The 269-nt window shown below is 45.0% G+C and carries 1 pseudogene; it reads right to left on the bottom strand.

The features are described 5' to 3' along the window. Window positions 1–269, bottom strand: a pseudogene (gene glnA / locus SB756_RS30575) (glutamine synthetase); the annotation flags it as partial.

Below are 269 nucleotides of genomic sequence, written 5' to 3'. Positions count from 1 at the left end.
CCTTTAAGTGCAATGTAAGCATCGATTAGGTCGTCAGTGAAAACACCACCTTGAGTTAAGAACTCGCGGTCAGCACTTAATGCATCTAGTGCTTCACCAAGTGAAGATGCAACTTGTGGAATTTCTGCTGCTTCTTCTGCTGGTAAGTCCTATAAATCTTTATCCATTGCATCGCCAGGGTGGATCTTGTTTTTGATACCGTCAAGGCCAGCCATAAGCATTGCTGAGAAAGCAAGGTATGGGTTAGCTGTTGGATCTGGGAAGCGTAC

Origin of the sequence: Pseudomonas sp. SIMBA_068 (assembly GCF_046534705.1) — a bacterium.
GTDB lineage: Bacteria > Pseudomonadota > Gammaproteobacteria > Pseudomonadales > Pseudomonadaceae > Aquipseudomonas > Aquipseudomonas putida.
Note: the sequence above shows the minus strand (reverse complement) of the source record. Positions and strands in the feature narration are given on the sequence as shown.